Below are 25,313 nucleotides of genomic sequence, written 5' to 3'. Positions count from 1 at the left end.
ATGCGATTAGGGTTGAATAAAATAACGTTAAGGAACAAACATGAAACATCTCACCCTAATAACAAGCTCAGTAATACTTGCACTACTGAGCGGCTGCGACGACGATGTCGAAGTTGTAGAAAAAGACGTAGTCGTTACAAATACCACCGTTGAGGTTGTTGAAGTACCGACGCCTGTAATTGTTGAAGTTGCAAAAGGCGAGGCGCCTGATATTCAATTAGGTACTCGTGCCGACTACCTTATTAACGATATGGCACAGAGCGATTTAAAAACAAAATTAGAATCGTGTACAGATGGGCCATTTTACCGTACAGATTTTTCTATTGGCCATCGTGGTGCGCCAATGCAATACCCTGAGCATACAAAGGAGTCTTATATAGCTGCGGCGCGTATGGGCGCAGGTATTGTCGAGTGCGATGTAACCTTTACCAGCGACAAAGAGCTCGTGTGTCGCCACTCTCAGTGCGATTTGCACACCACCACCAATATATTAGCCATTGATGAACTTGCCGCTAAATGCAGTGTGCCTTTTACTCCAGCTAACGCGGCCAGTGGCACGCCTGCCACCGCTAAATGCTGCACAAGCGATATCAGCCTGAGCGAATTTTTAACGCTTGAAGGTAAAATGGATGGCGCCAACACCCAAGCCACTACTGTTGGTGAATATATGCAGGGCACGCCCAGCTGGCGCACCGATTTATACGCCACAGGTGGAACATTAGTAACTCATAAACAAAGTATTGAGTTATTTAAAAGCTTGGGTGTAAAAATGACCCCAGAGCTAAAATCGCCGCAAGTGAGCATGCCTTTTGAGGGAATGACACAACAGCAATACGCACAAAAAATGCTTGATGAGTACACGCAATTGGACGTACCAAGCAGTGATGTATACCCGCAATCGTTTAATCTTGATGATGTGAAATATTGGATAAATAACAACCCCGACTTTGCAAATCAAAGCGTATATTTAGATGGCCGTGACAGCGAAGCGGGCTTTGATCCAAGTAACCCTGCAACATGGCAGCCTAGTATGGAAGAGCTAGTAGCCGATGGCGTTAAAATATTAGCGCCCCCTATTTGGATGATGCTCACCATAGACAACGAAAGTAATATTGTCCCCTCACAATACGCCATTGACGCAAAAGCTGCAGGGCTTGAACTGATAGCATGGAGCCTTGAGCGCTCGGGGCCTCTTAACGAGGGCGGAGGCTACTACTATCAATCAATCGCCGATGTTATCGATAACGATGGCGACATGATGACGGTGGTTGATGTACTCGCGCAGGATGTCGGGGTTATGGGTATATTTTCGGATTGGCCTGCGACCGTAAGCTACTACGCAAGTTGTAATAAAATGCCTGCAAGCATTTAAAAAACCAGTATCAGTGGTCGTTTATTTTTTTGCGCTCAGTTACCATAACCTTATTAATTATTTAACTGAGCGCTTTTATGATAATCCAACACCATAATACCGACCTAGCCACCCCTACAGGCTTAATGCGTACTACCGTTTACCGCCCACAAGCAGCTGGCCAATATCCAAGTATTATTTTTTACTCTGAAATTTTTCAGCAAACCGCGCCTATTGCGCGCAGCGCTGCTATTTTAGCAAGCCACGGCTTTGTTGTGTTAGTGCCTGAGGTATTTCATGAGCTAAACCCGATTGGTACTGTACTTGCGTATGATGACGCGGGTAAAGATAAAGGCAATGCCGATAAATGGCAAAAGCCACTTGAGCACCACGACAGCGACACACATGCACTCATCGACTTTGTACAAAGCCAAGATTACTGCACTGGCACAGTAGGCGCCATGGGTGTGTGCATTGGTGGGCATTTAGCTTACAGAGCCGCATTAAACCCACACATAAAAGCCGCATTTTGTTTATACGCCACCGATATTCATAGTGATACCTTAACGGCTAATGCAGGTAACAATTCGTTTGAACGCATGGCTGATATTCAAGGTGAAATACACTTTATTTGGGGTAAGCAAGACCCACATGTACCGCAACAAGGCCGAAGTAAAATTTACCAGCAATGTGTAGCCACGGGTATTAACTATCACTGGCAAGAAGTAAACGCACAGCATGCGTTTATGCGTGATGAGGGCGAGCGTTACGATGCCGCGCTTGCAATTACTATGTACCAACAAGCGGTTGCATTATTTAATCGTACTTTGTAATTAAGTGCGGTTTTACGTGCTTTTTAGCATGCCCAGTGCAGTATGCTGTTTAACAAAATAGGCTTTTAAATAATCAATAAACAACCTGAGCTTTTTGGAGCCTGCCGCCCCAGGTGGAAACACGCCATAAAGCTCAATATCTTTTGTTTTATAATCATCGAGTATTATTTCTAACAGCCCTGCTTGCACTTTAGGCCACGCATCATACAACGGAATGCGCCCAAGCCCGTGCCCGGCCTCTACAAACGCGGTACGCGCAGCGGCATTATTGGTGCTTATGCCGCCTTGTAGTATTACATCGTATTTTTTGCCCTCTTTGCTAAGGGTTAATGTTTTACTGCTAAGTTGGTACACCACCCATTTATGTAAGGCTAATTCAGCTGGCGTTTTAGGTTTGCCAAAGTGTTCAAAATATTCAGCTGAGCCACAAATACAGGTACTCATGGTTGTTAGTTTAGTGGCTTGTAAGTTTGAGTCACTTAAAGCGACCCCACGGATAGCAATATCAAAGCCGTTTTTTATAATATCAACCACATCATCGGTTAGTTGCAGGTCTATTTCAATTTTGGGGTATTGGCGTTTAAACGTATTAATTGCTGGCACAATTAGTTGCATGCCTACATTAACAGGGCAGCTAATTTTTAATACTCCTTGTGGCTCACTTTTAATGTTTTCTATTTGCTGATTAGCTGCGTTTGCTTGTTCTGTGATCACTCTACAGCGCTCATAATACGCAATGCCCGCCTCAGTTAGCGCCATAGTACGTGTTGAGCGATTTAGCAGCGTAACTTCTAATTGCGTTTCTAATTTTTTAAGGTGATAACTTACCACCGCACGCGTTAACCCCAACTGCTTTGCAGCCGCGGTTAAACTGCCCTGCTCGACAATTTGCGCAAATACCACCATGCTTTTAAGTTGCTCAAACGACACTTTCATCACAAACCCACCAATGATTATTCAACCCAATAATTGTATCAATAATTAAACCAATAAAGTTAAATTTATCATCGTTGTTTAAATCCTTTTAAGTGCATATAGTTATTACAGCACCTTGGTTAACACCAAGCTTTAATTTACTCACTAATCGAAGGAATATTGTTATGGCTAAAAAAATACTTATGGTACTTACCTCACATTCAGAGCTTGGCAACACAGGCGAAAAAACAGGTTTTTGGGTAGAAGAATTTGCAGCACCTTACTACGCATTTGTTGATGCTGGTGCAGAGGTAACACTTGCTTCCCCTGCGGGTGGCCAACCGCCGATTGACCCAACCAGCACGCTTTCTGATTTTGAAACCGATGCAACAAAGCGCTATGACAACGACAGCGCAGCACAAACACTTATGGCAAACACCAAAAAGTTAAGTGAAGTAAACGCCAGCGACTTTGACGCGGTATTTTACCCAGGCGGCCACGGCCCACTATGGGATTTAGTAGATAACAGCGATTCAATCTCACTTATTGAAAAGTTTGTAAAAGAGCAAAAGCCAGTAGCGGCTGTTTGCCACGCAAGTGCCGCTTTTTTAAATGTTAAAGATGCGCAAGGCAATGCCTTAGTTGCAGGTAAAAAAGTAACAGGCTTTACTAACTCAGAAGAAGCCGCCGTGCAATTAACAGACGTAGTGCCATTTTTAGTTGAAGATGAACTCATTAAAAAAGGCGGCGATTATCAAAAAACCGACGACTGGGGCGTATTAGCGCTCGAAGATGGTTTAGTGATTACAGGCCAAAATCCAGCAAGTTCAGAGCTTGCGGCGAAAAAACTATTAACTAAACTAGGTTAAAATAAACCCTGTGCGCGGCGTATAACGCCGCGCTTATTAAATCGCTTTTAATAGCGAAAACATACTCCTATACTGGTACAAAACAATCCTACTAAAGCGTTTATATGCCAACTACCCCATCATCATCTTCATTGATAACCAGTACGCGATTTGCAATATTTAGCGTAGTTTTTATATGCCTAATACTACAAGTGATCAATAGTTTACCTGGCATTACGCTTAATGGTTTAGGTATTTACCCTCGCAGCGTTCAAGGGTTAATCGGCATTTTATGCGCCCCATTTTTACATGGCAGCTGGTGGCACTTTGCTAGCAACATGTTGCCTTTTGCTGTACTTAGCTGGCTAATTTGCCAATACAGTGTAAAACGCTTTTATACCGTGTTTATATTTACTGCGTTAATTGGCGGGCTATTAGTGTGGGCCTTTGGTCGAAGTAGTTTTCATGTTGGATTAAGCGGCGTTATTTATGGTTTATGGGGATTTATACTGTGCTATGGCGTGGTTAGGCGCTCGTTTAAGTCTATTGTTATTGCCCTAGTAGTGGCAGTGCTTTACAGCGGATTTATTTGGGGCGTGCTACCACAACGCTTTCATGTCTCGTTCGAGAGTCACCTTTTTGGAGCGTTAAGTGGGTTCTTTTTAGGGTATAAACTTGCCAAAGCAGATAAATTAAAAGCACGATAATTTTTTCATTGCCTTTAATTAATTTTTTACGCCCCCAGCTTGTTATCTATGAGTATATAAATTAATTACATTTTTAAATTGAGGTTATTTATGAGTAATGAACACAAATACACGCCGCCTAAAGTTTGGACGTGGGACAGCGAAAGTGGTGGTAAATTTGCTAATATTAACCGCCCTATTGCTGGCGCCACTCATGACAAAACCTTAGACATTGGCAAGCATGCGTTTCAACTTTATTCATTAGCCACGCCTAATGGCCAAAAAGCGACCATTATGTTTGAAGAGTTATTAGAGCTTGGCCTAACCGATGCCGACTACGATGCCTATTTAATTAACATTGGCGAAGGCGACCAATTTGGCTCAGACTTTGTTGATATTAATCCAAACTCTAAAATTCCTGCGCTAATGGATCACTCTACCACGCCACCAACACGCATTTTTGAGTCAGGTTCAATTTTACAATACTTGGCAGAAAAATTTGATGTGCTAATCCCAAAAGATTTTAAAGCCAAGACCGAGTGCCGTAATTGGCTATTTTGGCAAATGGGTTCAGCGCCTTATTTAGGTGGCGGATTTGGTCATTTTTACAGCTACGCACCAACAAAAATGCAATACCCAATAGACCGTTTTACTATGGAGACTAAACGCCAGCTCGATGTATTAAATCGCCACTTAAGTGAAAACGAATACATGGCGGGTAGTGAATACTCTATTGCCGACATTGCCATTTGGCCTTGGTATGGCTCGTTGGTGCTTGGAAAATTATACGACGCCGCTGAGTTTTTAGATGTTGCTTCTTACACTCATGTAATGCGCTGGGCAGAGCAAATAGCAAAGCGTCCCGCTGTTAAACGTGGTCAACGTGTTAATCGCACCTGGGGCCCTGAAGAAGAGCAACTTAGCGAACGACATAACGCCAGCGACATTTAATCTAACAGCCCATAACAAGACATTGTGTTATGGGCATTTTTTTATTTAAAATCTGCATTTTCCCTGTCATTAAACTATATTTATTATTGTGTTTTTATAAAATGTAACCTGCTTTACCCGCATTACTTTTCATAAGGCTTTAATGAGTGCAATATAAAAATTTAAATAGTGATGAACGCAGAGAAGCCGTAAAACTTTTATATTCTAATGCTTTATCTGGCATTGGTGTTTCGGCGTTAGTTAGCTTTGTACTTGTATTTGCATTTGACCTAACGGATGAGAGAACAAATCAAGAAAAAATAATTTGGCTTTTTTTTATGCTGGTTGTTTTAGCAGCAAGGCTAATGGATGTTATTTACTTTAACTACACCAAAGAAGTTAACCAGCCTTTTAATGCAAATAGCTTTTTAAAACGCTTTTCGGTGGGGTGTATAGCGACCGCGATTTCGTGGTCATGTTACGCACTGTGGTTTCATAAAAGCTCATCCACCGTTGAAATTACCACCACAATAGCTATTTTGTCGGCATTTGCTGGAGGCTCAGCCAATTTGCTCTCGGGTAGTCGCTTTACCTCAGTGTGTTACAGCATTATTTTATTAATGCCTTACTCTATAGTACTAACCTTATCTGATGACTATTACCACTATGTATTAGGCTTTTTGGGCATTACTTTTTCGGCAATTATGGTCGCCTCTTCTTATAAGTCGGCCACATTTACCCAAACAGCCATAAAATTACGAAATCAAAACCGCGAACTACTTAACGAAATGGAAAGCAAAGTAGAAACACGCACAGAAGAAATTTACCGTTTATCAAACACTGACCCACTAACAAGTTTATTAAACCGTACCGCTTTTTTAAAAGTGGCAAATAAACAGCTGGCAGATCACCCCGAGGAAAAACTCGCTTTACTGTTTGTAGACCTAGATGGCTTTAAGCAAATTAATGACTCTATGGGTCATAAAGTTGGCGACCAAGTACTTAAAGAAATAGCCGAGCGACTCACTAACGTTTGCACCCGCCACTTATACAAATGCCGCTGGGGCGGAGATGAATTTTTAATTTTAACAACCTATGAGGATGAACAAGACTTATTTGATTTTGCCAAAAAGGTTATTAAAAGCATTCGTGCCGAGCATGAACGATATAAATACCAAAGCTGGGTATCTGCCACTATTGGCATAGCGTTATTTCCTGAGCATGAGGGTGATTTAAGCGCGTTAATTCGTTCAGCAGATTTAGCCATGTACCATCAAAAACGTATTGCCAAAGGCTGCGTAAATATTTACAACAATGACTTAAAGCGCCAACAAGAACGCGAACAATTGCTCAGTAAACGCTTAGCAAGTGCAATAAAAGACAACGGCTTGCGGTTAGTGTTTCAGCCTATTGTGGATAGCCAAACAGCGAAGGTGACCTCGTTTGAGTCACTTTTACGCTGGCAATTAAATGACGAAGCGATATTTCCTGATGAATTTATTGCCATTGCCGAGCAATACAACCTCATAACCGAACTTGGCTTATGGGTTATTGAGCAAGCGTGTGTGCAAGCTTGCACGTTTAAAAACGTACAACCCCCTATTGCTGTGAGCGTTAATGTATCTGTAATACAACTTCAAGACCCTGATTTTGTTACTAAGGTTGTAAATATCGTTGAACAATACGGCGTAAAGCCAGAAAACCTGCACCTTGAAATCACTGAATCTGTGTTTGCTGAGGATAAGCTCACCTTTTTAGCAGCAGTAAAAGAGCTGCAAAAACAAGGATTTTGTATTTCTATTGACGACTTTGGTACTGGGTACTCATCCTTGTCGAGCATGTTAGATATTGGTGTAGACATAGTAAAAATAGATAAAAGTTTCATTCAAAACATGGATAAGCGAGGCTTAAGTATAATTCATGCGATTGTGCAAATGGCCTCAACACTAGATTTTATAGTAGTCGCTGAAGGTGTAGAAACTCTAGAGCAAGCCAACATGCTAAAAGAAATTGGTGTGTCTCACCTACAAGGTTATTACTTTTCTAAACCTATGGAACAACACTTTGTAGATTCGTACCTCAAAGAGCAAAACAAATTGTGTAGCTAGCAGTATGAAAAAACTCACTAAAGAGCAAGTCTATAAACGCCTTAACAACGATGAAGACGCACGCGCCTGTAAAGACATAAACGAAGATGACTGCAAAGAAGTGGCCGGTAACTTTATTCTTTTATTAACAAGCCAGCTTTTTAGTAAGTTTGCCGATGCCCTCCTCAACCCTAAAGTCACTCTGCCTTGGTTAATGCAAAGCTTAAACGTGCCAAGCGCGTTTATAGCGTGGCTGGTGCCTATAAGAGAATCGGGCTCTTTATTACCACAATTAGCGATAGCCAATATTATCCGTAAACTCTCAGTAAGAAAGTGGGTATGGGTTTGCGGTGCATTTGCCCAAGCTGTATGTATTGGCGCCATGGTTGGTGTTTCATTTTTGCTAGAAGGCGCTCAGGCTGGCTATGCAATTTTAGCTCTGCTGGTGCTCTTTAGTCTCGCCCGCGGGTTTAATTCTATTGCCGCTAAAGATGTATTAGGTAAAGTTATTCCTAAAAAAAAGCGGGGCAATATTAGTGGCCTAGCGGCAAGTATTGCTGGCTTTGCAACACTCACTTTTGGTTTAATGATGTGGTTTTTTTCGGGGCAAAAAGAGCAAAATACGGTATTAATTGCGCTGTGTTTAGGCGCCGTTTTGTGGGTTGTTGCTGCACTTTTTTATAGCCGCATAAACGAATACAAAGGCGCGACACAAGGCGGTAAAAATGGCTTTTTAAATGCGCTAAGTAAATTAAAGCTGCTTTATCAAGATAAACAATTTGCACACTTTGTAATTACCCGCGCCTTTTTACTTTGCTCAGCCCTAAGCGCGCCTTTTTATATTATTTTAGCAAGCTCTCAGCAGTTTGAATTTTCATTATTGGCAGTATTTTTAGCCGTGTCTGGCTTAGCAAGTTTAATTTCTGGGCCAATATGGGGAAGACTCAGCGATTTTTCTAGCCAAAAGGTGCTTGTGATCAGTGCGTTGCTTGTCACCATAAACGGCGTGAGCGTGTTTGTAATAGCTACATGGTATAGCCAGCTGTTTGAATATGCTTGGGTAATACCTGGTTTTTATTTTTTGCTTTGCATTGCTCATCAAGGCGTACGGCTCGGGCGTAAAACCTATTTAGTAGATATGGCACAAGGCAATAAACGCACTGATTATGTGTCGGTTAGTAATACTGTAATTGGCATTTTGCTTTTAATGTTAGGGAGTATAGGGCTTTTAGAAGCATTTTTATCAACCGCACAGCTTATTTTGTTGTATAGCCTGCTCGGTTTGTTAGGTGCTATTAGCGCGATTTTTTTGCCTCAAGCGGAGTAATACCAATGCGCAATAATACGTGATCAATTAAGCGAATTGGTATATTAAAAAAGCCCAACAAAATAATTGCCGGGCTTTGGACTTAAGACCTAAGGATAAACAGTCAGCTTTACCTCAAGTTATAACACCTAAGCAGTTACATTTAGCAGTGAATCACCTTCACTTAAACCAAATTTTTCTTGTACCGATGAAAGAATTGATTCTTTATCTTCATCAGATAGCTGGCTTGAATACTCAGTTAATAACTCATCTAAGTAGCTAACCACTTCGTCAGTATCAACAGATTCTAGCGAGTTTTGCGGCGGCGGTGGCGGGCGCTGCCCTTCAGGGCGTCCTGCATAGCCAATACTTTTAGCGTCAAAATCAAGTTCGCTCATTAAATCAGCTAACTCTTTTGTAGGTGAGATCCCCTGCTCTTCAAATGCAGCTTGAATACTTTGCGCATCTTCCGTGCTGAGGTTTTGTGCATCAAATTCTGCAAGTGTTTCTTTAACAAACTCAGTTTGCTCTGAAGTTAAAGCGCTTACTTGGCTAGATTGTTGAGTCATAAAACTCGTTGAGCTACCAATACTGTTGATCATATTTTTCTCCCTTAACGTGCGCGGCGTGGTGGCTTGTGTTCACTTAACTCTTGTTCGCTAATTTCGCCATTCCCATCGGCATCTATTTCGTCAAAAATAGTTTGCGCATCGCCTTGCGGTGGCGCACTTTCGCTAAATTCTGCAAGGCTAATCACACCGTCACCATCTGCATCTATGCTTGAAAAGTCAGGTTTAGGTGGTGGGTTATCACCGCCTCTGGCTGCAACATTGGCTGAAAAAGCCATTGATAATAATGCAGCAACGGCAAAAGTAGAAAAATGCTTCATCGTGGTCACCTTGGGTTAAATATTAATAAAGGGTATGAATATAAAGTACGCTTAAAAAACGCAAACATTGTGCAAACAATAAGGAAATAAAAATAAATCCGATTTTTATCATGTTATTTTTACCTTATTCGGTATTTCGGTTATTGTGATAACTAATTACTTAAAACCACTTTCAACACCTGTTTTGAGAGCTAACATACTAAGGACTTATTAACATACATGTTTAATCTTCCAATTTTTCTAGTTGTATCGCAGTGAAAATACCTAAACGCCTCCAGCCACTCGTTGATGATGGCCTAATTGATGAAGTGATAAGCCGCTTAATGAGCGGTAAAGAAGCGGATGTATTTGTGGTGCGCAGCGGTGGCGAAATTCGCTGTGCTAAAGTCTACAAAGATGCCGTTAAACGCAGCTTTAAAAAGGCAGCTCAGTATCAAGAAGGCCGAAAAGTAAGAGGCGGACGCCAAGCCCGCGCCATGGGTAAACGCTCTAGTTATGGACGGCAACTAGAAGAAGAAATTTGGCAAAATGCAGAAGTAGACGCGCTTTCACGTTTATCACGCGCTGGCGTCAGAGTTCCTGATACTTATTACTGTATTGATGGTGTGTTGTTAATGGAGCTTGTATGTGATGAAGACGGTGATGTTGCTCCACAGTTAGGGCATGTGACCCTTACACAGCAAGACGCTATTGAGCAGTACAGTATGATGGTTCATTATATTAAATTAATGCTGTGCGCTGGTATTATCCACGGTGACTTATCGGAATTTAACGTACTTGTTGATAGTAAAGGGCCTGTAATTATTGACCTTCCACAAGCTGTAAACGCCGCAGCCAATAACAGTGCGCAAGCAATGTTTACGCGCGATGTAAACAACATACGCCGTTATTATGCGCAGTTTGCACCTAGCCTATTAAACACCCATTACGCTAAAGAAATGTGGGCACTGTTTGAAGAGGCTAGCTTAACGCCAAACACTGTGCTCAGCGGAGAATTTGAAGACAGTAACGAATCTGCAGACGTAGATGCGGTACTCGATGAAATACAAGCGGCCGAATACGAAGAGTTCGACCGTTTAGAGCGTATTAAAAACGCTGACGATGAGTAAAACTACGCTCACGTTTAGCTATTGAGGATGAACAAACCGATAGCCCACACCGTAAACCGACTGAATAACGCTGTCGGTTTGCGTTACTTCATCAAGCTTTTTACGTAACTTTTTTATGTGGCTGTCTATAGTACGGTGGCTAACTATACGTTGGTCTGCGTACATGGTGTCCATTAAGCTATCGCGTGAATAGATTCTGTTAGGGTTAGAATACAAGGGCTTAAATAGCTGAAATTCAAAATTAGTTAGTTCTATACTGCTATTTTTATAGTTTACACTGTAAGTACTTTCATCCAGTGTCATGGCATTATTTATCGGTTCTTTTGTGGTATTAACACGCCTTAAAATTGCTTTTACTCGCGCCACCAGCTCAGCATAACTAAACGGTTTACAAATATAGTCATCGGCGCCCAGTTCAAGTCCGAGTAACCGGTCAATCTCCTCCACCTTTGCCGAAACCATAATAATGGGCACATTAGAGAACTTTCTTATCGCTTTGCACAGCTCTATACCGCTTTGCCCTGGCAACATAATATCTAATAAAATAACACTTGGCTTATTACTTTCAAGCCAGCTAAGTACTTCATCACCATGATGAATAAGGTGCGTTTGATAATGATGACTTGTTAAAAAGTCGCTCATTAAATTGGCAAGTTTTATTTCATCTTCAACAATGAGTATTTGCTCACTCATACTTATCCTCTACTGAACTAATAAGGGTAATTTAATAACAATGCCAAGCCCGCCAATACTGGCTTTTTCGGCTGATATTTCGCCATTATGACCTTTAACAATATGCTGACAAATAGACAAACCTAAACCAGAGCCACCCTCTTGGCGATTGCGAGAGCTGTCTACACGGTATAAATATTCAAACAAGTGCGATAAATGCGTTTGCTCAACGCCTATCCCGTTATCCTCTATTATAAGCTCTAAATAGGCTTGGCCTTTAATATTTACGTTATTGGCACTTAAAGAAATAGTTGAGCACTGGGCGTAATGCACCGCATTCATTAATATATTATCTAGCAATTGCAGTATACGTGTTTTATCTGCGTTTACTGTGGTGTTGTTAGCACCATTAAGAAGGTAAAAATTAATAGCGTGCTGCTCAAAAATAACGTGATACTTTTGCTCTATGGAGTTAAGTAAAAAGCCTACGTCGGTAGGTTGCATGGTGTAATGCATGCCGCCTAGCTCTGCGCTGTTTAGCATGTGTAGGTCGTCAATCAAACGCTTTAAATGCAGCGCTTCATCGTTAGCAGAACTAATATTTTTATTGTTTGGTTCACGTATCCCAAGCAACATAGCTTCGAGCTCACCGAGTAAAATGCTCATGGGCGTTCTTAGTTCATGAGAAATATTAGCTAACCAGCGTTTACGTACTTGCTCATCTTTAGCGAGCGTAAAGGCCAAAGTGTTAAAATCTTCACTAAGCTGGCCCAGCTCGTCTTTTCTATCTAATAAAAGTTTGGTGCTGTACTGCCCTTTGGTTAGCTTATGCATACCACTGGCTATTTGCTTTACAGGGCCAACTAAATGCCTTGCCAGTAAAAAAGACAACATTAAGGTAAGTAGCCCTGCGGTTAACGCAATAAGCCATAAATAGTTAGTTTGTTGCTTTAAAAAATCCAGCTCGTACCCATCTGCTAGGCTTTTTCTTTTTGAAACAGCAAGGTAAGCAATTGTTTTACCTTCAAGCTCTATGGGCGTTTTAATGTACTTTAAATCCTCAAATAATTTACCAAAAATACGCTGCTGGTTTTCATCCAGTAGTGCATAGTGCGCGGCATGCTCGGGCGGTGGACGTCGATCTCGTTGCGCCATATGCTGTGGGGGTCTGGGTCTGCGTTCGCCGCGAATTTCTGGGCGCTGTGGCATATCGCGTAAACTAGGTAAAAACTGGCTTGATTGCAATTGCGATTCAACAAACCTTAAAAAGCGCTGATCGTTACCTATAATTTTATCCCACGAGGGAGTTTGCGCGTATTTATTAGCCAGCTGTACTGCTAATGGCTCTAATGCTTTTACTTCTTTGGCGTTTACAAAATCAATAATACCTTGGCCAATACTGTACTGAATAAGCACAACAAGCCCCGCAATAATGCTAAAGGTGAAGCTAAATAATATTAAAAAAAGTTTGTTGTGAATTTTCATTTATTTTTTATAAACCTGACTCTAAAAGCATTTGAGCTGTTATTTATTGCGTATTTTTTTACTGCTAAAACGTATTATTAAAAGCTCTAAGCACTTTTAAGAATAGCCTGTAATAACAATTGTATTAATTGCGTGTTCTATTATAGCGACTTATAAATAGCGCCTTTAATAACAACGTATAACGTTAACAAGTAAAAGTGCAAACAATGTGCATTATATGAAAAATTACGCTCAAAAAAGGCGACCTAAGTCGCCTTTGTTATTAATCGTTTTTTAAATGCTTATCAAAAAAATCGAGAAACGCTTGTAACGTTTTAATTCTATGCGGCTGATAAGACAAGTAATGATCGCCATCTTCTAGCTCAATGTAAGTAACATCTTTATCTTCGTCATCTAGTTCATCTTCCATTTCTCTACTATGGTAAATAGGGACAACACTGTCATCGCTACCATGCACAAGTAAAACAGGTTTGTTAATTGATTTAGCAAAATTAACCGGCGAATTGGCCTCTAACTTATCGCTATTTGTTCCAAACTGTTTTCGTACAATGTCTTTGTTTGTAAAGTGTCGGGCTTTACTCACAATATGCTCAAGGTCAGTTACCCCTGCAAAACTTGCCGCACATTTAAATGTTTCAGGGTGTTTAATAACAGCCATTAAGGCGGCGTATCCACCATAGCTTGCGCCACCAATACAAATTTTATCTGGCTGAGCAATCCCTTGGTCTATTAACCAGTTAGCTCCATCTTGTAAGTCATCTTGCATGGCTAAACCAAAACCTTGGATCGACTGCATTAAAAAGTCATAACCATAACCACTTGAGCCACGAAAGTTAGGCTGTAACACGGCATAACCATTATATGCCAGTAGCGCAGTCCAATAGTCAAAGCCTGCATAGTCTCGCGCCATAGGTCCACCATGTGGAAATATAATAGTGGGTAACTTATCGCCTTTCTCATAGCCAACAGGCAGCGTTAAGTAGCCTTCTATAATAAGCCCGTCACGTGCTTTATAGCTAATGTGCTCTTTACCGGCGTATACGCTTTCGTTAATGTGTGGGTAAACGTCTGCAAAAAATGTTAAATCACCTCGCTTTCTGTCACCTAACATGTAGGCGCCTGATGTTTTATCTGAGCTGACATAAAGTACATATTTTTGCTGATCGTCGCTGGTGCTAACAATATCCATTTCAAATGAATCTTTAGGTAGTGATGCTCGTAAAGAGCGATGTAGCTTGTCTAAGTCTTCATCCCAATACGCAATACCATCTTCTAACTGCGAATGCGTAAAGCCTGCCACTTCGCCAGTTTTACGGGAGTAAAAAATATCGCCATCTACATCGTACTTGTCGTCGCTAAAAATGAGCTCACGTTTGTTAGTTGTTAGATTAAGCTTAAATAATGCATCACGCCCTTCATGTAGCGCAGTGATGTATAAAAAGTTAGGGTCTTTATCAAAGCCAAGTATCGAAATGCTTTGCTCACTAAATACTTCGTAGCTAAATAGTGTTTGCCACGACTCATTTTGCTCGTTGTACAGCTCGTAAGTAAATTGTGTTTCATCCATTTTTTTAGCAATACGAACCTTGCCTTGTCTATCAGCAAACCAACTGGTTACATCTGCACGAGCACGTTGTATTTGTTTTTTGCGTAAGGTAGTTAGGTCAAGTTCATACACCGCAGGGGTATTGGCTATTTTAAAATCGCCCTGCACGAGTATTTTATTTTCTTGCTCCGGTAAAAAGCTAATAATTCGGTCAGAAAACTGAGGCTGCTTTTCATCACGCGTGTTGTTTGCTCTAAACGCCAGTTTTATTCCTTTATCATCACTTAGATTATACGAATACATTAATGTAGACGCATACTTAACCCCACCAAATTGATATTTAATGTATCGTGCGCCCAATAACAACACATCATTATTTGCCCAACTAAACCAGTCAAAAAATACAGTGTGGTTATCAGATTTAATAATCGGCTTGCCCTTACCTGTTGTAAGGCTTTGCACCATTAAAACTAAATCGCCATCAAGGTTTCTAACATACGCAATGTTATTTCCATCTGGTGAGAGCTTAACTTGGCTTATGCTTTTTAAGCCTGCAAACGCTTCTATGGGTAGCTTTTTATCAGAGGCTGATAGGCAGCTAAAACTAAGTAGGGCAAATACTAAAGTGAGGTAAAGTTTAGACATTCAATATCCATTTGTTTTTATAAGTAACGCTTAATGAGTTAACAGTAAGTGTATAAAGTTAATCTGTTATTTTACAATTGTGGCCGCTTTAGTACAAATTTATCTTTAGTAGAGCTAAAGTAGTCTCCACCCATTTTACCTACGCTGTTTAAACGCGAGGGGTCTATATAGCCATTCACTAACACGTTATCGTCAATATAAATCCCCACCACGTTGAGTAGCATAACTTTGCCGCCACCTGGTTCGTCGCTTATCTGAATAACGTCTCTTAAGGTGCACTCGTATCTTACTTTAGCCGCTGCGGCGCCTAGGGATGTTACGTGTGTACTGGCGATTGTTTCAATATTTGCCGCCTCAAATTCACTTACATTATGTGGATAATTAGCGCAGCTTTGATTCATTTTTTCTACTAGCTCTTCACTAACAATATTAACCACGCAGTTGTTAGTGGCTTGAAGGTTTAAAAGCGTGTCTTTATTGGCTTTGTCGCGTGGGTTTACTTGGGTCACGCTCAGCACTGGCGGGTTACAGCTGGCCACTGTAAAAAAAGAGTAAGGGGCAATATTAGCAATCCCCTCCTTACTAAGTGTGCTTACCCAAGCAATAGGCCGTGGGCTAATACCCCCCACTAAATACGAGTAAACATTGTGCTGCGTGCTTTGCGTTAAATCTAAAAACATAATTTTCCTTTATACGTCGTACTGCAAATCGTAAAAGCGCTGTATTGCGTACAGTATTTCATAACTGCAGCCACTTTTTTAAATATGCGCAAAAAAATAAACATAGTGTGGTTTAAACGCGATTTACGCCTTAGTGACCATCAACCACTTAAAAATGCATTTAGTGATGATTTACCCACGTTACTGCTATACAACTTTGAGCCACTAATGCTTGAGGATGCACATTATAATGCGCGCCATTGGCGTTTTGTTTATCAATCAATAGGCGAAATAAATCAGCAGCTAACTCGCTACAAAGCAACGCTGTATATTTTTAACCAAGACATGCTGACACTGTTAAACACGCTTAATCAAACATACCAAATAGCAAACATATTTAGCCATCAAGAAATTGGCTTAAACAATACTTTTGAGCGCGATAAAGCCGTGGCTATATGGTGTAAAGCTAACAAAGTTAACTGGCTTGAGTCACAAACGGGCGGCGTTATTCGTGGCAAAAAAAACCGTAAAGATTGGAACGCACGCTGGCAACAAACAATGCAGGCTCCTATTGCTATTCCTAATTGGAAAAACATAAAAACCATTACACTTAATAACTACCAAACACCTAAATTACCCGACAGCTACACGCAAAATGATGACAACTTTCAAGTAGGTGGGCCTTTAACTGCGCACACAATATTGCAAAGCTTTTTTGCTGAGCGCGGTAAGGGATATCAAAAAGGCATATCTAGCCCCAGCTTAAGCCGTATTCATTGCTCTAGGCTTTCGCCTTATTTAGCGTGGGGTAATATTAGCCTTAAACAGGTGTACCAAATGGCTATTGATGCATACCATGCAAAACACCCAAGCAAAAAAGGCTGGAAGCGTCCGCTTGCTGCATTTGTATCGCGTTTGCATTGGCACTGCCATTTTATGCAAAAATTTGAAAGTGAGAGTACGATGGAGTTTAAAGCGCTCAATGCGGGATATCATCAGTTCCCTTATAGAAACGATGACAACGTACAACACGATATTGAGCGCTGGGCACAAGGCCAAACGGGTATACCCATTATTGATGCCTGTATGCGCTGTTTAAACACCACGGGCTATATTAATTTTAGAATGCGCGCTATGTTGGTTAGCTTCGTTACGCATCATTTAAATATAAGCTGGCAGCAGGCAAGCTTACCTTTGGCAAATTACTTTTTAGACTTTGAACCTGGCATTCATTACCCACAAATACAAATGCAGGCCTCAGTTACGGGTATTAACACCATTAGGCATTACAACCCGATTAAACAGTCTGAAGATCAAGACCCAACCGGCGCCTTTATTAAAAAATGGTGCCCCGAACTTGAAAAGCTACCGATAGAATATTTACACGAGCCTTGGCAACAAACACCAATGGAAGCGCTGTTTAACGACTTTAAACTTGGTGAAGACTACCCAGAGCCAATGCTTGATTTAACTCAAGCCTCCAAACAAGCGCGCGAACGTTTATGGCAATACCGCGAGCGCGCCGATGTTAAACGTGCAATTCCTAACATATTAAAAAAGCATGTAGGGCTTACTCGTACACACAAAAACACCGCAAAAAGTAATTAATATGGCACATAAAAAAAGTCACTTACCACAAAAAATGTGCCCTGTTTGCAACAAGCCTTTTGCGTGGCGTAAAAAGTGGCAGCGCGATTGGGATAACGTTATTTACTGCTCAGAGCGCTGTAAACGTAATAAAAATTAAAAGGTATTAATCCTTTATGCTATACGTGAGCTGGCGTCTATTTTGCAATGGTATGAATAACTCGGCTTTTAAGGCTGTATTTAGGTGTTTTATGTAAATAGCACTTACTCAACCTGAAAAGCTTACATGCAACGCAAGGAGAAGATGATGACGATTAAAAAAACGGCAAACTCAACCTGGTCAGGCGATATTAAAACAGGTAAAGGCAGTATTTCTACACAAAGCGGCGCACTTGATAAACAACCATTTGGTTTTAATACTCGCTTTGAAGACGAGCCTGGTTCTAACCCAGAAGAATTAGTGGGAGCTGCGCACAGTGTCTGCTTTAGTATGGCGCTTTCGCTTGCACTTGGTGATGCCGGTTTTAAAGCCGATAAAATTGATACTAAAGCCACCGTAAGCCTTGATGAGGTTGATGACGGCTTTGCAGTCACCCATATAGCGCTTGAAGTAAACGCACGTATTAAAGATATTGCTAACGAACAATTTCAAGCATTGTGTGAGCAAACTAAAAAAAGCTGCCCTATTTCAAAGCTACTTAATACCGAAATCTCACTAAACGCAACGCTCGACTCAACCGCATAAAACGTAATTTTTAAACCTTACGGTTTTACGCGTTAAGCCAGGTAACCTGTTACTTGGCTTAACACTCATCCCTAACCCTTTTTGAGTTATTTGAGTTTAATAACTCATTTAGCAGTGCTATACCCATCCCTAAAGCAGGCCACACTACCCATAAATAATTTGGCGATGTAATTAAGTTTATCGCGGTCAAAAATACCAAAGCCACAAAGTAACGTTTTAAATTATCAAAAAATGCTGGTGTATTCATGTTTGCTCTCCTCTTAAAATGTAAGGTTATTATTGCCTTAATTTTTAAGCCTGAAAGGTGCTATTTGTCATCAGTTAATATGACATTAGTCATAAATTTATAGCAGCCCCTTCAAGCGCATCTCTACAAATACTTATACAAACATACAGTTACTTACAATTATTTAAATGTATTTTAAAGAGTATTTAATATAATACCTTTTCTAGATACACCTATTTAATTAATAAGAAAGGATACTTATGCGCTACTTAATACCACTCTCTTTGCTTGCACTTAGCTGTGCACCGTCAGTAAACGCCGAACAATCAGCATCAAAGCAATGGTTTAATACAATTAACTACGCAAAAATTGATTCACGCTATTACAGCGATAATGTGTACGGATTATCTACGCATTATTACTTTGAAGAGCAACAAAGCTCGGGAGTGTGGGATGATTATGGCTACCTAGATACAGATAGTAATATAGGCTTAAATTACTTTAATTCAGATGGTTTTAGTAGAAAAGGGATCTTTGGAGAAGGCTTTTACGGTAATGCTTTTGCAACCATAGAGCTGCCTAATATTGGCGATACTGATACCTATTCACTTGGCATAGGTTACTTATTTGCTGATTCGTTAAAAGTATCTGCACGCATGGTAGATTACGAATATGGTGACACAGTTTATTTGTTTAAAGCTCAATATAATCAACAAATTAATGACACCGACTACATTGGTTTTACTGTTGAGACGGATGATGAAATAGAGTCGTGGGACTTATCATCACGTTACTTTGCTCACCTTTACGATGAACGCTACTTTACTATAAATGCTGACTATCTCGATGCTGGCGATGATTCAATTTTTAATGTGTTGGCAAATTATTACTTTAATAAGCATGTTGCAGTAGGCGTTGGTTTATATGACTCAGATTTAGTTGTTGAAGGTAAATACTTTATTAACGATAACTACTATTTTACAGCTAATTACACCGATAACGATGACTACGATATATACAATCTCAGTTTTGTAGCTCAGTTTTAGTAAATACAAAAAAACCGCCTTGCTGGAGTCACTTCAGTTAAACAAGGCGGCTTTTATATTAAAACAGCTATAGCTTACATATTACCTAGCTCTATCATCATTGCGGTATACATACGTAAATTAAGCGCTAATTGCTCAAGCGTAATAAATTCATGCTCTGAGTGGCCGGTATAACGTTTGCCTGGCATTGAAGGGCCAAACGATACGGCATTATCAAATAGCTTTGCGTTAGTGCCGCCACCTATTGATACAAAGTCAGCTTTTTCGTCACCTGTAAAATGTTTAAAAATATCAAGCAGCTTTTGTGCGTGCGGTGCGTTATCTAACAGCATAGGTGTACCAATAATGGTCTCGACTTTAGTAAGCGTTACGTTATTTGCTGTTTCCCATTCCTTAATCGCGCTGTTTACTTGCGCTTTAAGTAGGTTTTCATTTTTACCAACTGGGCGGCGCGCGTTAATGGCTAACGTTAGTGCGTTACCATCGCGTTCAATTACGGTTGGGGCTACGCTCATTGGGCCCATGAATTCATGCTCGTAGGCAATATTACCAAATTGCTTACCATGAATATCTAAGCCAATTAATTGATTTACAAATTTTATAAGCTGGCCATCGCTATTATTTTCAAGTGCTACGTTTTTAAATAGCTCGCTCAGGTGTGCAATAGCATTAACGCCCGACTCTGGCTCTGATGAGTGCGCAGACACCCCTTTTACAGTTATTTTTAAGCCTTCAGCTAGCTCTTCAAAGTTAAACTCAACGTCACTAAGTGTTTTAGCTTTAGCTTTTAATGAGTTAATAACGACAGCGCTTGCGTTATGCAGCACTAAGCTTGCATCTTCTGGTATTTGGCTTTTAAACGCGCCGCCCGCTAAATCACTCACATACATACCGGTTTGTTTTGAGGTAGCATTAAAAGTAGGAGCAATTAAGCTCCAGCCTTTCTCGGCAACTACAACTGGGTATGATGCATCAATGGTTACGGCGTATTTTGGCTGCTCGTAGGTTTTCATAAATTCTGTAAGCGGGCCCCAGTCAGATTCCTCAGCTAGGTAAATCATCAGCTCTATGCGGTTATCAAGCTCTATGCCTTTATCTTTAATCGCTTTCATGGCGTATAGTGCGGTGGCTATTGCGCCTTTGTCGTCTTCTGTGCCGCGCCCGACTAATTTGCCAGGCTCTGAGGTATCAATAATAAATGGGCTTTGCTTCCACTTACTGGCATTGGCAGGTTGTACGTCTCCGTGGGTTACAACGGTAACCTTTTCGCTTTGATCTCCCATGCCTATAAGCACGGTGTAGCCTAGGTCTTGGTAATCAAACCCAAGCTCTGCAGCTTTCATTTTTAATACAGATTTAAAATTAATAAAGTCAGGATTTTGTGGCGCGGGTACCGACTCTTTATTTACCGTAGGAAAAGCCACGAAATTAGTTAACGTATGAATTTGTGATTGTTGATAAGTATTAACAGCGTAATCGGCAACACTATCAATATTTGTATGTAATTGTGCATGTGCGCTAAAAGCAAATAAAGCACTGCAAAGCAAAGCTAACTTTTTCAAAACGTATCCTTTTGTATGAATCATTACTACCAATGCGCAATAATAAATCGCTTAAATAATTAAATTGGTATTAAAGCTAAATTATACCGCCAAGCAATAGTATTAAATAGCGCTTTGCGGCAGGGTTACAACAATCGCGCTTTAAATTTAGATAGCGGCTTACATTGCATTGGTTGTATAATGCGCGACCTTAATTAATCAGAGTATTAGTACTAATGAACCGCCGCAAAAAAATTGTCACCAAATTTCAGAAAAAAGATAAACGTGCTAATGCTAAATTGCATAAAAGTAATAAACCGGCGTATGTATCAAAAGCAGAGCGTGAAAAACTAGCTTTAGAGGCGCAGCAAACAACCAACGCAGAGCAAGTTACGCCAACATCAGATTAAACTAAAGCGCCAAGCAACCTATTCTCAACGCTTTATATGGGTTTAAAATGCGTAACTGGCACTTATATTAAATGAGCGCCCTTGCCCAGCTAATTGAGTAAACCCCGTGCTGCTACCTTGCTTAAGCGCTGCAATACTTACCCCGCCTAGGGGTAATTGATAAAACGTATCAAATAAGTTTACCACCTCAATACCCAGCGTAAGTGCATCAAAAGAAGCTTTAGAGCTTATATTAACTAAGCTGTAACTAACGGTTTGGTTTTCTAAGCGGTTAACATCAACGCGTGATTTTGTATCCACCCATTGCCACAACAATGCATTTTCAAATATCCCTATTTGCTGGCTTAATGAGAGCGCTGTATGTAACGGCTTAATTTGATAAAGCGCCTGGTTAGTGTCGCGGCGCTTACCACGAGTGCTCGTTATGTTTGCTTTTAATTGCCATTCGCCAATCTGTGTTGATTGATAAAGTGCCTTACTTATATCAAGCTTTGCGCCATAAAGTGTGGCGTCAACATTAGTAAAGCTTAAAATGTTACGTGTTGTATTTGCTAATCCATAACTATTAAAACTACGTACAATATCTGCATCAATGTAGTCAGTTATATCGGTGTACCACACATTAGCACTTACCCGCCACGCATCATTTTTTGCTGTTTTTGAATACGTTGCACTGATGGTATGAGCGGTTTCGGCTTTGAGGTTTGGGTTACCAATATAACCATTAGCGTCGCCGTACCAGCCAATCATAGTGCTTGCCATATTACTTACACCCCAACTGTAACGTTCATATAAATTAGGGGCTCGGTTTTTGCGGGCCAGGCCTAATTGCAGCTCGTCATAAAGTGTAATTTGATAATTAGCTAATACATTTACATCAACTAAGGTGTCGGTTTTGTCTCTATCAGCATTGTTAAAGTTATTGGCAGCTAGCGTATTATTGGCAGTTGTCATTGCACTCAAACTGCCCATATTCATCATACTCATGCCATCGTTATAGGCTTGTACTTCATCAACCTGTGTATTAACACGCTCAACCCTTAAACCCGTATTTAACCAGAGCTTGTTATTGATTTGGCTTTCATATTCTACAAATAAGGCAATACGCTCACGCTTACCGCTATTAATATTTATATAATCATTTGGCCCCATCATGGTTGAGCCTTCAATCGCTGGCCACCAATCATCAATGCGGTAATTATAATATTCTTGTCCAAGTAGTAATGAGCTATTTTGATCAAGTGTAAGGCGCCATTTAAGCTGTGTGCTTATGTCTTTTGCATCTGTTTTCATGGGCATCATGCCGGTTTTTTCTTTACTAAAAAAACCCATTTCGTGTTTAACGCTGTGCCAATTAACTTGTCCTTCTAGCTCGCTGTTTTCAAAACTGCGCTTATATTGGGCAATAGCGCCATAACTGGTGTTATCAGTCATATCCATGTACTGGTTAGCAAAACCTTGATACGGTATTTTTTGATGCGTAAGCTTTATCACAACTTGCTGTTTATCGTCACGTATCGCGCCAGTTAAGCTGTGGTTTTGAGCCCGATATAATGTATCAAGTACCACATTCCCCTTTCCATCTTTGTAGCTGTTGGCATCGCTAAACGAGCCTTGATAATTAAGGCTCACAGTATCGCTTGCTAAACGTGCTCCCAAACCTAGTTTTTGGCCGTTATCAACACTGCTGTACTTAGCCGAGACATAGCCTGAGTTCCATGCAAGCTCACTATTTTCGCTATATTGTGGTGAAATTGAGTTAACGCTTATTACACCTGCAATGTTATCGCCACCAGCACTCACTGGCGAGACACCAGCAACTACTTTGTAAGCCATTACTTGATTAGCTGATACGTAAGAAAGAGGCGGGTTCATCTGATTAGCGCACGCTGCAGTAACCTCTGCGCCATCAACCAGTACTTTTACTCTATCGCCCATTAAACCATTTAAAATAAGTAAGTTAGACACCCCGCCCGCAGCCGAAAAATCAACACCTAAATGACTAAGCATTGCCTCTGACGAACCAAGCGATAAGTGCTTATTGTATACCTGCCCATGCACTTCAATAATTTCTAAAGTGTTATCATCTGCAAATACTGCAGGAGATAAAAGGCCAGTTAATAAAAGTGCTAAAGGAGAGAATAAATAAGAATGTTGGATATGTTGAATATGAGCCATTTATAATTTATGCCACTGTTATATATGGCATAAATTATATAATGTAGTTACAAGTTTAGAGCGCGACAAAATGTCGCACTTTGAGAACTTACTGCCACTTAACTCGCGTTAAGCTTAGACACTGTTGCAGAAACAGCATCTGCACCGCGTTCTATTTCTTGAATTACTTCTGAGACTTTCGCTATAAGCTCTCGGCCTTGCTCTGACGAATCAGAGACGGAGGTGATTTGCTTTGAAATATCGTTAGTCAGCTCTTGGTTGTTTTTAACTACGGTAGCTATTTCGTTGGTTGAACTGCTGGTGCTTGCTGCAAGCTGCCTAACTTCATCAGCTACCACGGCAAAGCCTCGCCCGTACTCGCCCGCTCGGGCAGCTTCAATGGCTGCATTTAACGCCAATAAATTAGTTTGATCGGCAATACTGCTTATGGTCGACACAATAGAGCCGATAACTGCTGACTGCTCATTCAGGTTTTTAATTAAATCAACCGATTTAAGTACTTGGCTTACAATTGCATCTGAGTTTGCAATTGCATCATGTAATATATCTGAGCCCGTTTTTGCAGTTTGCGCACTCGACACCGCCGATTCATACGCAATTTGTGCGGCCTCACTAACGGCTTCGTTGTCTTTTATGCGATCGGTAATATTAGAGGCAAACTTCACTATTTTTATCACTTTGCCTTTATTATCTAAAATGGGGTTATAAGTTGCCTCTAGCCATATTTGCGAGCCATCAGAGGTTATGCGTTTAAACTTACCCGACTTAAACTGCCCATCGCTTAGCTCTTCCCAAAACCGAGGGTTATTTTGATAAAAAGAGTCAGTACAAAACATTTTGTGATGCTTGCCAACAATTTCTGCAAGTGAATAACCCACCGTAGATAAAAAGTTATGATTTGCTTTAATTATGGTGCCATCGGGGTGAAATTCTATTGTAGCTAGCGCCTTATCAAGCGCTTCGGTGAGCGCTTCTTGAGATTTTCGCTGTACATAATTTTTTGTAATATCCGACGCTATTTTAATAACCTTAGTAACCACCCCGTTTACTTCAACAGGAAAATAAGTAGCCTCTAGCCATAGCTTTTCGCCATTAGCGTTAAAGCGCATAAAGGTACCGCTTGTTGAGTTTGCCCCTTGCAGCGCTTGCCAAAATTGGCTGTACTCACTCGACTTAGCGTAGTCTGAATCGCAAAACATCCGGTGGTGCTTGCCTATTACCTCTTCTCTTTTGTAGCCTACGGTATCTAAAAAAAGATCATTAGCGTCTAAAATTTTTCCCTCGGGTGTAAATTCAATATACGCTACATGGTTATAAATAGCGGATAGTACTGATTTACTTTCATTGAGTTGACGTTCCAATTCTTCAACTTTGGCGTTATCTTTTCGTAGACCAAACATGTGTTAAACCTTTAGGGAATAATAATAGGATGACAATAACAAACAAATATAAAAATAATATGTAAGCTAGCAATAAATGTAACAACTTTGTAAATATAGGTGTTTTTTAGTTTTTCTGCTAGCAATTAAACACTTGCTAGTGAGCTGCTTTGTAAAAACTTTTTATAAATTAATTTAATAAGTAGCACTTTTTGCCTGTTAACAAAAGTAAAACAAGCC

Annotated in this window: 23 protein-coding genes and 2 pseudogenes; 13 read left to right on the top strand and 12 right to left on the bottom strand. The window is 40.5% G+C overall.

Features of this window, described 5'->3' with window-relative positions; genetic code table 11:
* Nucleotides 1-40: 40 nt before the first annotated feature.
* Nucleotides 41-1,372 (top strand): glycerophosphodiester phosphodiesterase family protein, encoded by a 1,332-nt coding sequence (locus PSH54_RS05850; RefSeq protein ID WP_273605698.1) that lies wholly within the window; start codon nucleotides 41-43, stop codon nucleotides 1,370-1,372.
* A 77-nt stretch (nucleotides 1,373-1,449) separates the two neighbouring features.
* Nucleotides 1,450-2,184 (top strand): dienelactone hydrolase family protein, encoded by a 735-nt coding sequence (locus PSH54_RS05845; RefSeq protein WP_273605697.1) that lies wholly within the window; start codon nucleotides 1,450-1,452, stop codon nucleotides 2,182-2,184.
* A gap of 12 nt (nucleotides 2,185-2,196) precedes the next feature.
* Here the strand turns inward: PSH54_RS05845 and PSH54_RS05840 are convergent, their stop codons facing one another.
* On the bottom strand, nucleotides 2,197-3,120 hold the full coding sequence (locus PSH54_RS05840; RefSeq protein WP_024034243.1) for a LysR family transcriptional regulator: 924 nt from the start codon (nucleotides 3,118-3,120) through the stop codon (nucleotides 2,197-2,199).
* Nucleotides 3,121-3,284: 164 nt separating this feature from the next.
* Here PSH54_RS05840 and PSH54_RS05835 point away from each other — a divergent pair, with 164 nt between their 5' ends.
* The 5 genes from PSH54_RS05835 to PSH54_RS05815 all read left to right on the top strand — a co-directional run bounded on the left by PSH54_RS05835 (nucleotide 3,285) and on the right by PSH54_RS05815 (nucleotide 8,977).
* Nucleotides 3,285-3,968 carry a type 1 glutamine amidotransferase domain-containing protein gene (locus PSH54_RS05835; protein WP_029773419.1) on the top strand — a complete coding sequence of 228 codons (684 nt, stop codon included), beginning with the start codon at nucleotides 3,285-3,287 and terminating at the stop codon, nucleotides 3,966-3,968.
* Between the two features lie 104 nt (nucleotides 3,969-4,072).
* A complete protein-coding gene (locus PSH54_RS05830; RefSeq protein ID WP_024034245.1) occupies nucleotides 4,073-4,654 on the top strand; it encodes a rhomboid family intramembrane serine protease in 582 nt (193 codons plus the stop codon).
* 90 nt (nucleotides 4,655-4,744) lie between these two features.
* Nucleotides 4,745-5,584: a glutathione-dependent disulfide-bond oxidoreductase gene (yghU, locus tag PSH54_RS05825; RefSeq protein WP_273605696.1), complete on the top strand. Its 840-nt coding sequence runs from the start codon at nucleotides 4,745-4,747 to the stop codon at nucleotides 5,582-5,584.
* A 146-nt stretch (nucleotides 5,585-5,730) separates the two neighbouring features.
* Nucleotides 5,731-7,671 carry a putative bifunctional diguanylate cyclase/phosphodiesterase gene (locus PSH54_RS05820; RefSeq protein ID WP_273605695.1) on the top strand — a complete coding sequence of 647 codons (1,941 nt, stop codon included), beginning with the start codon at nucleotides 5,731-5,733 and terminating at the stop codon, nucleotides 7,669-7,671.
* 4 nt (nucleotides 7,672-7,675) lie between these two features.
* Nucleotides 7,676-8,977: an MFS transporter gene (locus tag PSH54_RS05815; protein ID WP_096739964.1), complete on the top strand. Its 1,302-nt coding sequence runs from the start codon at nucleotides 7,676-7,678 to the stop codon at nucleotides 8,975-8,977.
* A 128-nt stretch (nucleotides 8,978-9,105) separates the two neighbouring features.
* Here the strand turns inward: PSH54_RS05815 and PSH54_RS05810 are convergent, their stop codons facing one another.
* The gene (locus tag PSH54_RS05810; protein ID WP_273605694.1) at nucleotides 9,106-9,558 is read right to left on the bottom strand and encodes a hypothetical protein; all 453 of its coding nucleotides are present in this window, start codon (nucleotides 9,556-9,558) and stop codon (nucleotides 9,106-9,108) included.
* 11 nt (nucleotides 9,559-9,569) lie between these two features.
* Nucleotides 9,570-9,845, bottom strand: a complete 276-nt coding sequence (locus PSH54_RS05805) for an EF-hand domain-containing protein (RefSeq protein WP_004587403.1) — start codon at nucleotides 9,843-9,845, stop codon at nucleotides 9,570-9,572.
* A gap of 254 nt (nucleotides 9,846-10,099) precedes the next feature.
* On the opposite strand from PSH54_RS05805, the gene PSH54_RS05800 reads away from it, so the two are divergent.
* Nucleotides 10,100-10,954, top strand: coding sequence for a PA4780 family RIO1-like protein kinase (locus tag PSH54_RS05800; RefSeq protein WP_024034251.1), 855 nt, complete (start codon nucleotides 10,100-10,102; stop codon nucleotides 10,952-10,954).
* Nucleotides 10,955-10,972: 18 nt separating this feature from the next.
* Here the strand turns inward: PSH54_RS05800 and PSH54_RS05795 are convergent, their stop codons facing one another.
* The 4 genes from PSH54_RS05795 to PSH54_RS05780 all read right to left on the bottom strand — a co-directional run bounded on the left by PSH54_RS05795 (nucleotide 10,973) and on the right by PSH54_RS05780 (nucleotide 15,982).
* A complete protein-coding gene (locus PSH54_RS05795) occupies nucleotides 10,973-11,647 on the bottom strand; it encodes a response regulator (protein ID WP_121637146.1) in 675 nt (224 codons plus the stop codon).
* A 9-nt stretch (nucleotides 11,648-11,656) separates the two neighbouring features.
* Nucleotides 11,657-13,111 (bottom strand): ATP-binding protein, encoded by a 1,455-nt coding sequence (locus tag PSH54_RS05790; RefSeq protein ID WP_273605693.1) that lies wholly within the window; start codon nucleotides 13,109-13,111, stop codon nucleotides 11,657-11,659.
* A gap of 262 nt (nucleotides 13,112-13,373) precedes the next feature.
* Nucleotides 13,374-15,302: a S9 family peptidase gene (locus PSH54_RS05785; RefSeq protein WP_273605692.1), complete on the bottom strand. Its 1,929-nt coding sequence runs from the start codon at nucleotides 15,300-15,302 to the stop codon at nucleotides 13,374-13,376.
* Nucleotides 15,303-15,373: 71 nt separating this feature from the next.
* A complete protein-coding gene (locus PSH54_RS05780; RefSeq protein WP_273605691.1) occupies nucleotides 15,374-15,982 on the bottom strand; it encodes a flavin reductase family protein in 609 nt (202 codons plus the stop codon).
* Nucleotides 15,983-16,066: 84 nt separating this feature from the next.
* Here PSH54_RS05780 and PSH54_RS05775 point away from each other — a divergent pair, with 84 nt between their 5' ends.
* The 3 genes from PSH54_RS05775 (at nucleotide 16,067) to PSH54_RS05765 (ending at nucleotide 18,293) form a co-directional block, all read left to right on the top strand.
* Nucleotides 16,067-17,569, top strand: coding sequence for a cryptochrome/deoxyribodipyrimidine photo-lyase family protein (locus PSH54_RS05775; RefSeq protein WP_273605690.1), 1,503 nt, complete (start codon nucleotides 16,067-16,069; stop codon nucleotides 17,567-17,569).
* A gap of 1 nt (nucleotide 17,570) precedes the next feature.
* Nucleotides 17,571-17,708, top strand: coding sequence for a DUF2256 domain-containing protein (locus PSH54_RS05770; RefSeq protein ID WP_273605689.1), 138 nt, complete (start codon nucleotides 17,571-17,573; stop codon nucleotides 17,706-17,708).
* Between the two features lie 147 nt (nucleotides 17,709-17,855).
* On the top strand, nucleotides 17,856-18,293 hold the full coding sequence (locus tag PSH54_RS05765; protein WP_273605794.1) for an OsmC family protein: 438 nt from the start codon (nucleotides 17,856-17,858) through the stop codon (nucleotides 18,291-18,293).
* Between the two features lie 58 nt (nucleotides 18,294-18,351).
* Here the strand turns inward: PSH54_RS05765 and PSH54_RS05760 are convergent, their stop codons facing one another.
* Nucleotides 18,352-18,540: a 2TM domain-containing protein gene (locus PSH54_RS05760; protein ID WP_004587412.1), complete on the bottom strand. Its 189-nt coding sequence runs from the start codon at nucleotides 18,538-18,540 to the stop codon at nucleotides 18,352-18,354.
* Between the two features lie 239 nt (nucleotides 18,541-18,779).
* On the opposite strand from PSH54_RS05760, the gene PSH54_RS05755 reads away from it, so the two are divergent.
* Nucleotides 18,780-19,565 carry a putative porin gene (locus PSH54_RS05755; protein ID WP_273605688.1) on the top strand — a complete coding sequence of 262 codons (786 nt, stop codon included), beginning with the start codon at nucleotides 18,780-18,782 and terminating at the stop codon, nucleotides 19,563-19,565.
* 74 nt (nucleotides 19,566-19,639) lie between these two features.
* On the opposite strand, the gene PSH54_RS05750 is transcribed toward PSH54_RS05755, so the two are convergent.
* Complete coding sequence (locus PSH54_RS05750) at nucleotides 19,640-21,127, bottom strand: dipeptidase (RefSeq protein ID WP_273605687.1); 1,488 nt, start codon at nucleotides 21,125-21,127, stop codon at nucleotides 19,640-19,642.
* Nucleotides 21,128-21,342: 215 nt separating this feature from the next.
* On the opposite strand from PSH54_RS05750, the gene PSH54_RS05745 reads away from it, so the two are divergent.
* A complete protein-coding gene (locus PSH54_RS05745; RefSeq protein WP_004587415.1) occupies nucleotides 21,343-21,516 on the top strand; it encodes a DUF2986 domain-containing protein in 174 nt (57 codons plus the stop codon).
* 42 nt (nucleotides 21,517-21,558) lie between these two features.
* Here the strand turns inward: PSH54_RS05745 and PSH54_RS05740 are convergent, their stop codons facing one another.
* The 3 genes and pseudogenes from PSH54_RS05740 to PSH54_RS20820 all read right to left on the bottom strand — a co-directional run.
* Nucleotides 21,559-23,694, bottom strand: a complete 2,136-nt coding sequence (locus PSH54_RS05740; protein WP_273605686.1) for a TonB-dependent receptor — start codon at nucleotides 23,692-23,694, stop codon at nucleotides 21,559-21,561.
* Between the two features lie 98 nt (nucleotides 23,695-23,792).
* Nucleotides 23,793-24,215 (bottom strand): annotated as a pseudogene (locus PSH54_RS20825) (methyl-accepting chemotaxis protein); the annotation flags it as partial.
* Nucleotides 24,216-24,323: 108 nt separating this feature from the next.
* Nucleotides 24,324-25,094: pseudogene (locus tag PSH54_RS20820) on the bottom strand (PAS domain-containing protein); the annotation flags it as partial.
* Nucleotides 25,095-25,313: the final 219 nt, after the last annotated feature.

The sequence above is a fragment of the Pseudoalteromonas sp. Angola-30 genome, from assembly GCF_028599215.1.
GTDB classification, from domain to species: Bacteria; Pseudomonadota; Gammaproteobacteria; order Enterobacterales; family Alteromonadaceae; genus Pseudoalteromonas; species Pseudoalteromonas atlantica.
Note: the sequence above shows the minus strand (reverse complement) of the source record. Positions and strands in the feature narration are given on the sequence as shown.

Coding starts and splice junctions, on each gene's coding strand:
- PSH54_RS05810 (WP_273605694.1), bottom strand. CDS start 9,558: ATGATCAACAGTATTGGTAGCTCAACGAGTTTTATGACTCAACAATCT.
- yghU (WP_273605696.1), top strand. CDS start 4,745: ATGAGTAATGAACACAAATACACGCCGCCTAAAGTTTGGACGTGGGAC.
- PSH54_RS05785 (WP_273605692.1), bottom strand. CDS start 15,302: ATGTCTAAACTTTACCTCACTTTAGTATTTGCCCTACTTAGTTTTAGC.
- PSH54_RS05775 (WP_273605690.1), top strand. CDS start 16,067: ATGCGCAAAAAAATAAACATAGTGTGGTTTAAACGCGATTTACGCCTT.
- PSH54_RS05840 (WP_024034243.1), bottom strand. CDS start 3,120: ATGAAAGTGTCGTTTGAGCAACTTAAAAGCATGGTGGTATTTGCGCAA.
- PSH54_RS05805 (WP_004587403.1), bottom strand. CDS start 9,845: ATGAAGCATTTTTCTACTTTTGCCGTTGCTGCATTATTATCAATGGCT.
- PSH54_RS05850 (WP_273605698.1), top strand. CDS start 41: ATGAAACATCTCACCCTAATAACAAGCTCAGTAATACTTGCACTACTG.
- PSH54_RS05815 (WP_096739964.1), top strand. CDS start 7,676: ATGAAAAAACTCACTAAAGAGCAAGTCTATAAACGCCTTAACAACGAT.
- PSH54_RS05790 (WP_273605693.1), bottom strand. CDS start 13,111: ATGAAAATTCACAACAAACTTTTTTTAATATTATTTAGCTTCACCTTT.
- PSH54_RS05740 (WP_273605686.1), bottom strand. CDS start 23,694: ATGGCTCATATTCAACATATCCAACATTCTTATTTATTCTCTCCTTTA.
- PSH54_RS05835 (WP_029773419.1), top strand. CDS start 3,285: ATGGCTAAAAAAATACTTATGGTACTTACCTCACATTCAGAGCTTGGC.
- PSH54_RS05780 (WP_273605691.1), bottom strand. CDS start 15,982: ATGTTTTTAGATTTAACGCAAAGCACGCAGCACAATGTTTACTCGTAT.
- PSH54_RS05760 (WP_004587412.1), bottom strand. CDS start 18,540: ATGAATACACCAGCATTTTTTGATAATTTAAAACGTTACTTTGTGGCT.
- PSH54_RS05765 (WP_273605794.1), top strand. CDS start 17,856: ATGACGATTAAAAAAACGGCAAACTCAACCTGGTCAGGCGATATTAAA.
- PSH54_RS05755 (WP_273605688.1), top strand. CDS start 18,780: ATGCGCTACTTAATACCACTCTCTTTGCTTGCACTTAGCTGTGCACCG.
- PSH54_RS05795 (WP_121637146.1), bottom strand. CDS start 11,647: ATGAGTGAGCAAATACTCATTGTTGAAGATGAAATAAAACTTGCCAAT.
- PSH54_RS05830 (WP_024034245.1), top strand. CDS start 4,073: ATGCCAACTACCCCATCATCATCTTCATTGATAACCAGTACGCGATTT.
- PSH54_RS05845 (WP_273605697.1), top strand. CDS start 1,450: ATGATAATCCAACACCATAATACCGACCTAGCCACCCCTACAGGCTTA.
- PSH54_RS05770 (WP_273605689.1), top strand. CDS start 17,571: ATGGCACATAAAAAAAGTCACTTACCACAAAAAATGTGCCCTGTTTGC.
- PSH54_RS05745 (WP_004587415.1), top strand. CDS start 21,343: ATGAACCGCCGCAAAAAAATTGTCACCAAATTTCAGAAAAAAGATAAA.